Genomic DNA, 6,685 nt, shown 5'->3' on the forward strand with positions numbered 1-6,685 from the left:
GGCCTGGGACCACTGCTGGGCGCACTGGCAGGCCGGCCGCCATGGGCGCGGCTGGGCCTGGGGCGTGCTGGGCGTGGGCGGCGCCACCGTGCTGGCCGGGCTGGGCAAGGCCAACGGCCTGCTCACCCCGCTGCTGGCGCTGGTGCTGTGGTGGGTGCTGTACCTGCCGCAAGCGGCGGCGCTGCCGGCGCCGCGCAATGCGCGCGTGCGCCGCGACGGCTGGCTGCTGCTGGGGTTGCCGGCGCTGGCGATCGTCGGCTACGTGCTGGCGCAGGCGCCCGCCGCGGCGCGGCGCGCGCTCGCGATCCGCGGCTGGGACCTGGGCGAACGCCTGCTCAGCCAGCCGCGCGCGCTGATGGATTACCTGGGCCTGCTGCTGGTGCCGCGCGAGGGCAGCGGCGGCGTGTTCAACGACGGCTTCGCGGTGTCGCACGGGCTGCTGGATCCGGCGAGCACGCTGCCGGCGCTGCTCGGCGTGCTCGCGCTGCTGGCGCTGGGCTTCGCCGTGCGCCGGCGGCTGCCGCGGCTGGCGGTGGCGCTGCTGTTCTTCTTCGCCGGCCATGCCATGGAAAGCGGCCCGCTGCCGCTGGAACTGTATTTCGAACATCGCAACTACCTGCCGGCGCTGTTGCTGTTCTGGCCGCTGGCGGCGTGGCTGCTGGCGCCCGGCGCGGCGGCGCGCCTGCGCGGCGCGCTGGCGGTGGCGCTGGTCGCGGCGTGGCTGCTGCTGTCCTGGCAACGCGCCGAAGTCTGGGGCAACCCGACCCTGCAGGCGCTGCTGTGGGCGCAGCGCAATCCGCAGTCGCCGCGGGCGCAGGGTTACGCCGCCGACCTGCTGGAGAAGGCCGGCCGCAACACCGAGGCGCAGGCATTGCTGCAACGCGCTGCGCTGCGCACGCCGGGCCAGGTCGAGATCGCGCTCAACCGGATCGCCGAAGGCTGCGCGTCCGGCCAGCTGTCGGCCGCCGATCTCGCCGCTGCCGAGGCCGCGCTGGGCCGGCACCGACGCTGGAACCAGGGCATGCAGCAATGGCTGCTGCGGATGGACGACGCGGTGTTGCGCGGCGACTGCGCGGCGCTGGGCATGCCAGGGCTGGAGCGACTGCTGGACGCGGTGGAGGCCAACCCCGCCTACTCGCGCGCGCCCGGCCGCCGCCAGGCGCTGCTGCGCCTGCGCGGGCGCAACGCGCTGGCCGCGGGCGACGCGCAGCGCGCGCTGCAGCTGTACGACCGGGCGCTCGACCTGGACCCGCGGCCGACCTCGGCGCTGGCGATGGCCGCCGACCTGGGCAACGCCGGCCACCCGGAGCTGGGCCTGCGTCACCTGGACCATTACGCGTCGCTGGACGTGCAGTACGCACCGCGCCGGATCCGGTCGATGGCCGACGTGCATCGCTGGCTGCTGTTGCGTACGGGCTACTATCGGCATGAGATCGACGCCCTGCGCACGGCCCTGCTTGCCGCCGCCGAAGGCCGTTGACCGCTGCCGGCGACGCATTCCCGGGGAAGGGCAATGCAGTCGGCCGCCTGGCCAAGTAACCCGCTGATCCGCACTGCCTGACCGAAAAACGCATCGAACGGACCCTGCCGTGCCGACCAAGACCATCACCGGCCCCGCCGACCTCGCCATCAACGGCGCACCGCCCGCGTTCGCCGAACCGCTGCACGTCGGCCGGCCCAACCTCGGCGACCGCGAAGCCCTGCTGCGTTACACCGCCGAGATCTACGATCGCCGCTGGCTGACCAACGACGGCCCGCTGGTGCAGGAGCTGGAAACCCGGATCGCGCAGCGGCTTGGCGTGCGCCACTGCGTGGCGATGTGCAACGGCACCATCGCCCTGGAAATCGCGATCCGCGCGCTGGGGCTGGAAGGCGAAGTGATCGTGCCCTCGTACACCTTCGTCGCCACCGCGCACGCGCTGCACTGGCAGGCGATCACGCCGGTGTTCGCCGACATCGATCCAGCCACGCACAACCTCGATCCGGCCGCCGTGCGGCGCATGATCACCCCGCGCACCAGCGGCATCATCGGCGTGCACTTGTGGGGCCGCCCGGCGCCGGTTGCGGCGCTGCAGGCGATCGCCGACGAACACGGCCTGCAGCTGATGTTCGACGCCGCGCACGGCTTCGACTGCCGCCTGGGCGCGCGCAAGCTCGGCGGCTTTGGCCGCTGCGAGGTGCTGAGCTTCCACGCCACCAAGGTGTTCAACACCTTCGAAGGCGGCGCAGTGACCACCGACGACGACACCCTGGCCGAGACGATGCGCTTGATGCGCAACTTCGGCTTCAAGGGCTACGACAACGTCATCCACCCCGGCACCAACGGCAAGATGCCGGAGATCAACGCCGCCATGGGCCTGGTCAACCTCGACGCGCTGCCGGGTTTCATCGCCGCCAACCGCGCCAACCACGAAGCCTACGCCGCGGCCTTCGCCGCGATCGACGGCGTGCGCCTGCTGCGCTACGACGATGCGCAGGATCCCAACTACCAGTACGTGGTGGCCGAGGTCGATCCGCAATTCCCCGCCAGCCGCGACCGGATTGTGGCGGCGCTGCAGGCCGAGAACATCCTCGCCCGCAAGTATTTCTGGCCGGGCTGCCATCGGATGCAGCCGTACCGCGACCTGTATCCGCATGCCGGCCTGTTGCTGGGGAATACCGAGGCCGTGGCCAGGCGGGTGGTGGTGCTTCCCAGTGGATCGACGCTCCCGCCCGGCACGCCGGGGCTAGTCGCGGACCTCTTCCGGAATGTTCTGCAGGCCCACGGCCCATGAGTGCCCATCACACGGCGTTGCGCCCGCGCGACTTCACGCGCCTCTACGTCGTGGGCGCGGGTGGGCATGGCCGGGAAATTGCCTGGCTGGCGCGCCAATGCTGGGACTCACATCTCGAAATCATCCACCTCGTGGACGACCCGAAGTACCTGCCGCCTGGGGAACACGCCATCGGCCTGCTGAGCGATGCGCAATCCGACGGACAGACCCGGTTCGTGGTCGCCATCGGTGATGCGGTCGCCAGGCGCAGGCTTGCCGCCGCCTGCGAACACCGTGGCCTGCGTGCAGCCACGCTGATCCATCCCGGGGTGGAGCTTTCCGCGTCGGTGGAGGTTGCCGAAGGCGCAGTTGTCTGTGCGGGCACCGTGCTGACCACCGATGCGCACATTGGGCGCCACGCCCACGTCAACATCGGCTGCACGATCAGCCACGACGTGGAAATCGGTGAATTCGCAACCCTCAGCCCCGGCGTCCATGTTGCGGGACACGTGTCGATCGGGGCCGAAGTGTTCATCGGCATAGGCGCCAACATCGTCAACGGCCGGCCCGATCGTCCGCTCAGCATCGGAGACCGCGCGGTGATCGCCGCCGGCGCCTGCGTAACCGGGGACGTGGCGTGCGGCGCGATGATGGCGGGCGTTCCCGCGCTACGCAAACGCTGACGGCACGTACATGGCCTACCCTGGCGCGGAGGCAGCCTACCTCCACATCATCCGCGATGAGAAGTTCATCGATGCCGCGCGTGCATTGTTCGAGTCCGCGGCGCCGGGACTTCACCGATTCGTCGTGGTCGGCGCCCCAGGGCCCTTTGTGCACTTGAAGACTTTCGTGCCAGAAATCGTTCCGCTGGAGCAGGCGACGGGCCCCGCATTCCTTGGGCAACTGGCGCGGAGCCGCGTGGTTTTCCTGCATGGGCTTTCTCACGCTGCGCGCTGGATCGTGTCGCGTGCGCCGGCCAGCACACGCTTCGTTTGGATCGGCTGGGGCGGCGACTATTACCACCTGATCCGCCCGGGAGACGAACTCCTGCTGCCGGAAACGCGCGCGCTCGTGGCGGGCCTGAGGGAGGCACGCTATCGCGCACGATGGTTGCGTCGCTTGCGCATCGCTTGCAATGTGCTGTGGCGGCCTTGGTCGTGGCCTGCGTTCCTGGCACGGCTGCGGATGGATCGTGACCTGCGCCGGCTGGGCCCCGGCATGGGCGGGGAGGCCGCTCTGCTGGCCAAGATCAGTCTTTTCGCGCCGGTGCTGCGCGAGGAGTACGGACTGCTAACCGAGGCACACCCCGGTTTCGGTCCGGGACTGGCGGAATGGAATTACGACATCAACCAGAGCCTGGAGCACGCGCGGCGCGCGCAGGCACCGGCGCTCGGTGACAACATTCTGCTCGGCAACTCGGCCACTCCGGAAAACAACCATGCCGATGCCTTCGCGTTGATGGGCGAGCTCGGCGGGCGCACCGTCGTCTGTCCCCTCGGCTACGGCGACGCCAGTTACGCGTCAGCCATCCGCCAACTCGGAAAGGAGACGCTGGGCCAGCATTTCCACCCGCTTGCCGATTTCGTGCCGGCGTTGCAATACGCGGACCTGATGCGCTCATGCGGAATCGTGGTCATGAACCATCGCCGCCAACAGGCGCTGGGCACCATCAACGCGGCCCTTTGCAATGGCGCCAAGGTATTCCTGCGGCCGGAGAACCCGCTGCATGCCTTTTACCGGAGTCTCGGCGTCCAGATATTTTCCGTCGACGAACTGCGCTCGCACCTCGGCGCGGATGCGCCGGCATTGGACGACACACAGGTCGCACATGCGCGCACGGCAATCGACGCCAATTTCGGCCCTGCGGCATTGCAGCGCAAAACGCGCAGACTGCTTGAGGCATGCGAAGCTCTCCCACGGAAGCACGCAGATTGAACGGCAGGCCCTCCACGTCGCGCAACACGCTGGTCAGCCTGGCCGACACCGTCGGGCGCCAGGCAATCCAGTTCGGCTTCACGATCATTCTTGCGCGCCTGCTGGCGCCGGAGGAGTTCGGCCTGTTGGCCATGCTCGCCATTTTCATCGGCCTGGCGTCGGTGATGGCCGAGGGCGGGCTCGGTGTGGCGTTGATCCAACGCCAGGCCACCACCCCGCTCGAGGAATCGAGCGTCTTTTATTTCAATGCCGCGATTGGTGCAGCGATGACGTTGCTGCTGGCGCTCGCCGCACCGTACATCGCGATGCTTTACGGCGAGCCGCGGCTGGTCGCGATCAGCGCCGCCATGTCGCTCAATGTACTGTTCAACGCGCTCGGTGCGATCCACGTTGCACTGCTGGTGCGCGAAGGACGGCTTGGGGTGCAGCTGCGGATCGGCCTGCTCGCGAGCGTGCTGTCCGGTTCGTTCGGCGTGGCTTTGGCCCTGCGCGGCTATGGCGCTTGGAGCCTGGTAGGACAGAGCCTGCTCGGCAGCGCGACCTTCACGGCCCTGCTCTGGGCTTCACACCGCTGGCGGCCGGTGCGCGCGTTCTCCATGCAGGCGTTGCGCCCGCTGTTGCATTATTCCGTGCCATTGATGGCATCCGGCGTGCTGGACGCGGGATTCGGACGCCTGCACACGCTATTGATCGGACGCCTGCATGGGGCCAGTTCCCTCGGCCTATACATGCGCGCCAGCACCACCCAGCAGTTGCCGCAGATAATGCTGTCGTCCGCCATGCAAAGAGTCGCGCTGCCGGCCATGGCGGCACGCCAGCGGGACGGTGCACACATGCTGGCGTTCACTCGCGCGTCGCTTCGCAGCGCCTCGCTGCTTTATCTGCCGGCGATGCTCGGCATGGCTGCGATCGCCGAACCGCTGGTGCCTTTCCTGTTCGGGCCCGGCTGGGCGCCCAGCATTCCGGTGCTGCAGGTACTTTGCCTGGCGGGAACCCTGTACCCGCTCCACCAGATCAACCTCATCCTGCTCAAGGCGATGGGGCATTCCAGGCTGTTCCTGCGGCTGGAGGTGTTGAAGAAATCGGTGCTCGTCGCGCTGCTGCTGGTCGCCGTACCGATGGGACTGCTGGCGGTCGCATGGAGCACGGTGGGCGCGGGCTTGGTTGCGGTCGCGATCAACGGACATTACACGCGGCGGCTGGTGGGCTACGGTTTGTCCGCGCAACTGCGCGACTTCGCGCCGTTTCTGGGAGTGGCATTGGCGATGGCCGGCGTGGTGTGGTGGCTGGGGCAGGCAATCACTTTCGGCCCTGCCACCGAACTGCTGGCGCAGGCGGCGGCCGGGATCCTCGTTTATGGCGGCGCCTGCCTCGGACTAGGCTTGATCACGCTTGGCGAGTTGCGAGCAGCCGTGACAGGAGTCGATGCGCGGTGACCGCAATCCCTTGCACTGATCCCAGCCCTATCGAGCCGCGGCGCACCGGGGCGGGGCAAATGACCACAGCGCGCGAATCCGGACCCACTCCACCTGGATGGCTGCGCCTTCGGATCTCAGCGCAAAGGTGCTCCGCCCAGACGCAAACGTAGGCGCTCGATCTTTTCCACGCCCCACAGCATCGCAACGACGCCGAGCACGCGCCAGCCCTGCGTGCCGGAAAGTCCCAGGCGCCGTGGACGGGACAAGAGGCAGGCAAGCATCCGCATACCACGTGGCTGTGCGTCGATCCACACGGTTGCCGTGCTTGCCGAAGGCTTCGTTGCGCCGATGGCCATGAGCCGTCCACCCGCCGTGCGGCGACGCTTGAGGACCAGCTCGCCCAATGCGCCGCGCGCAGGATGGTGAACCACCACCTGCGGGGCATAGCGCAGCACGTGACCGGCTGCGGCGAGGCGCTGCCCCCATTCCAGGTCGCCGCCGGACTTGCGGGCGCCATCGAATGGACCGACCTCCTCGAAGACGTTCCGCCGAACGATCAGGTTCGCCGTCGCGGCGAAC

The 6,685-nt window shown here is 68.8% G+C and carries 5 protein-coding genes and 1 pseudogene; 5 read left to right on the top strand and 1 reads right to left on the bottom strand.

The genetic code is table 11. The features are described 5' to 3' along the window. The 5 genes and pseudogenes from V6M57_RS14075 to V6M57_RS14095 all read left to right on the top strand — a co-directional run. Positions 1 to 1,480: pseudogene (locus tag V6M57_RS14075) on the top strand (hypothetical protein); the annotation flags it as partial. Between the two features lie 109 nt (positions 1,481 to 1,589). Beyond that, positions 1,590 to 2,774, top strand: a complete 1,185-nt coding sequence (locus tag V6M57_RS14080) for a DegT/DnrJ/EryC1/StrS family aminotransferase (protein ID WP_332815627.1) — start codon at positions 1,590 to 1,592, stop codon at positions 2,772 to 2,774. Beyond that, positions 2,771 to 3,436, top strand: coding sequence for a NeuD/PglB/VioB family sugar acetyltransferase (locus tag V6M57_RS14085; protein WP_332815628.1), 666 nt, complete (start codon positions 2,771 to 2,773; stop codon positions 3,434 to 3,436). The genes V6M57_RS14080 and V6M57_RS14085 overlap by 4 nt, the downstream gene beginning before the upstream one ends. Positions 3,437 to 3,446: 10 nt before the next feature. Then, positions 3,447 to 4,688: a TDP-N-acetylfucosamine:lipid II N-acetylfucosaminyltransferase gene (locus V6M57_RS14090; RefSeq protein ID WP_332815629.1), complete on the top strand. Its 1,242-nt coding sequence runs from the start codon at positions 3,447 to 3,449 to the stop codon at positions 4,686 to 4,688. After that, positions 4,685 to 6,124 (top strand): lipopolysaccharide biosynthesis protein, encoded by a 1,440-nt coding sequence (locus V6M57_RS14095; RefSeq protein WP_332815630.1) that lies wholly within the window; start codon positions 4,685 to 4,687, stop codon positions 6,122 to 6,124. Before V6M57_RS14090 ends, V6M57_RS14095 begins: the two co-directional genes overlap by 4 nt. Before the next feature lie 116 nt (positions 6,125 to 6,240). Here the strand turns inward: V6M57_RS14095 and V6M57_RS14100 are convergent. Then, positions 6,241 to 6,685, bottom strand: a 445-nt coding sequence (locus tag V6M57_RS14100; protein WP_332815631.1) for a glycosyltransferase family 2 protein, incomplete at its 5' end; no start/stop codon positions are given.

Source organism: Ramlibacter sp. (genome assembly GCF_036676645.1).
GTDB lineage: Bacteria > Pseudomonadota > Gammaproteobacteria > Burkholderiales > Burkholderiaceae_C > Ramlibacter.

What these genes read in the sequence shown, in the direction of transcription:
- V6M57_RS14085 (WP_332815628.1), top strand. Translation starts at nt 2,771, where the DNA reads ATGAGTGCCCATCACACGGCGTTGCGCCCGCGCGACTTCACGCGCCTC.
- V6M57_RS14090 (WP_332815629.1), top strand. Translation starts at nt 3,447, where the DNA reads ATGGCCTACCCTGGCGCGGAGGCAGCCTACCTCCACATCATCCGCGAT.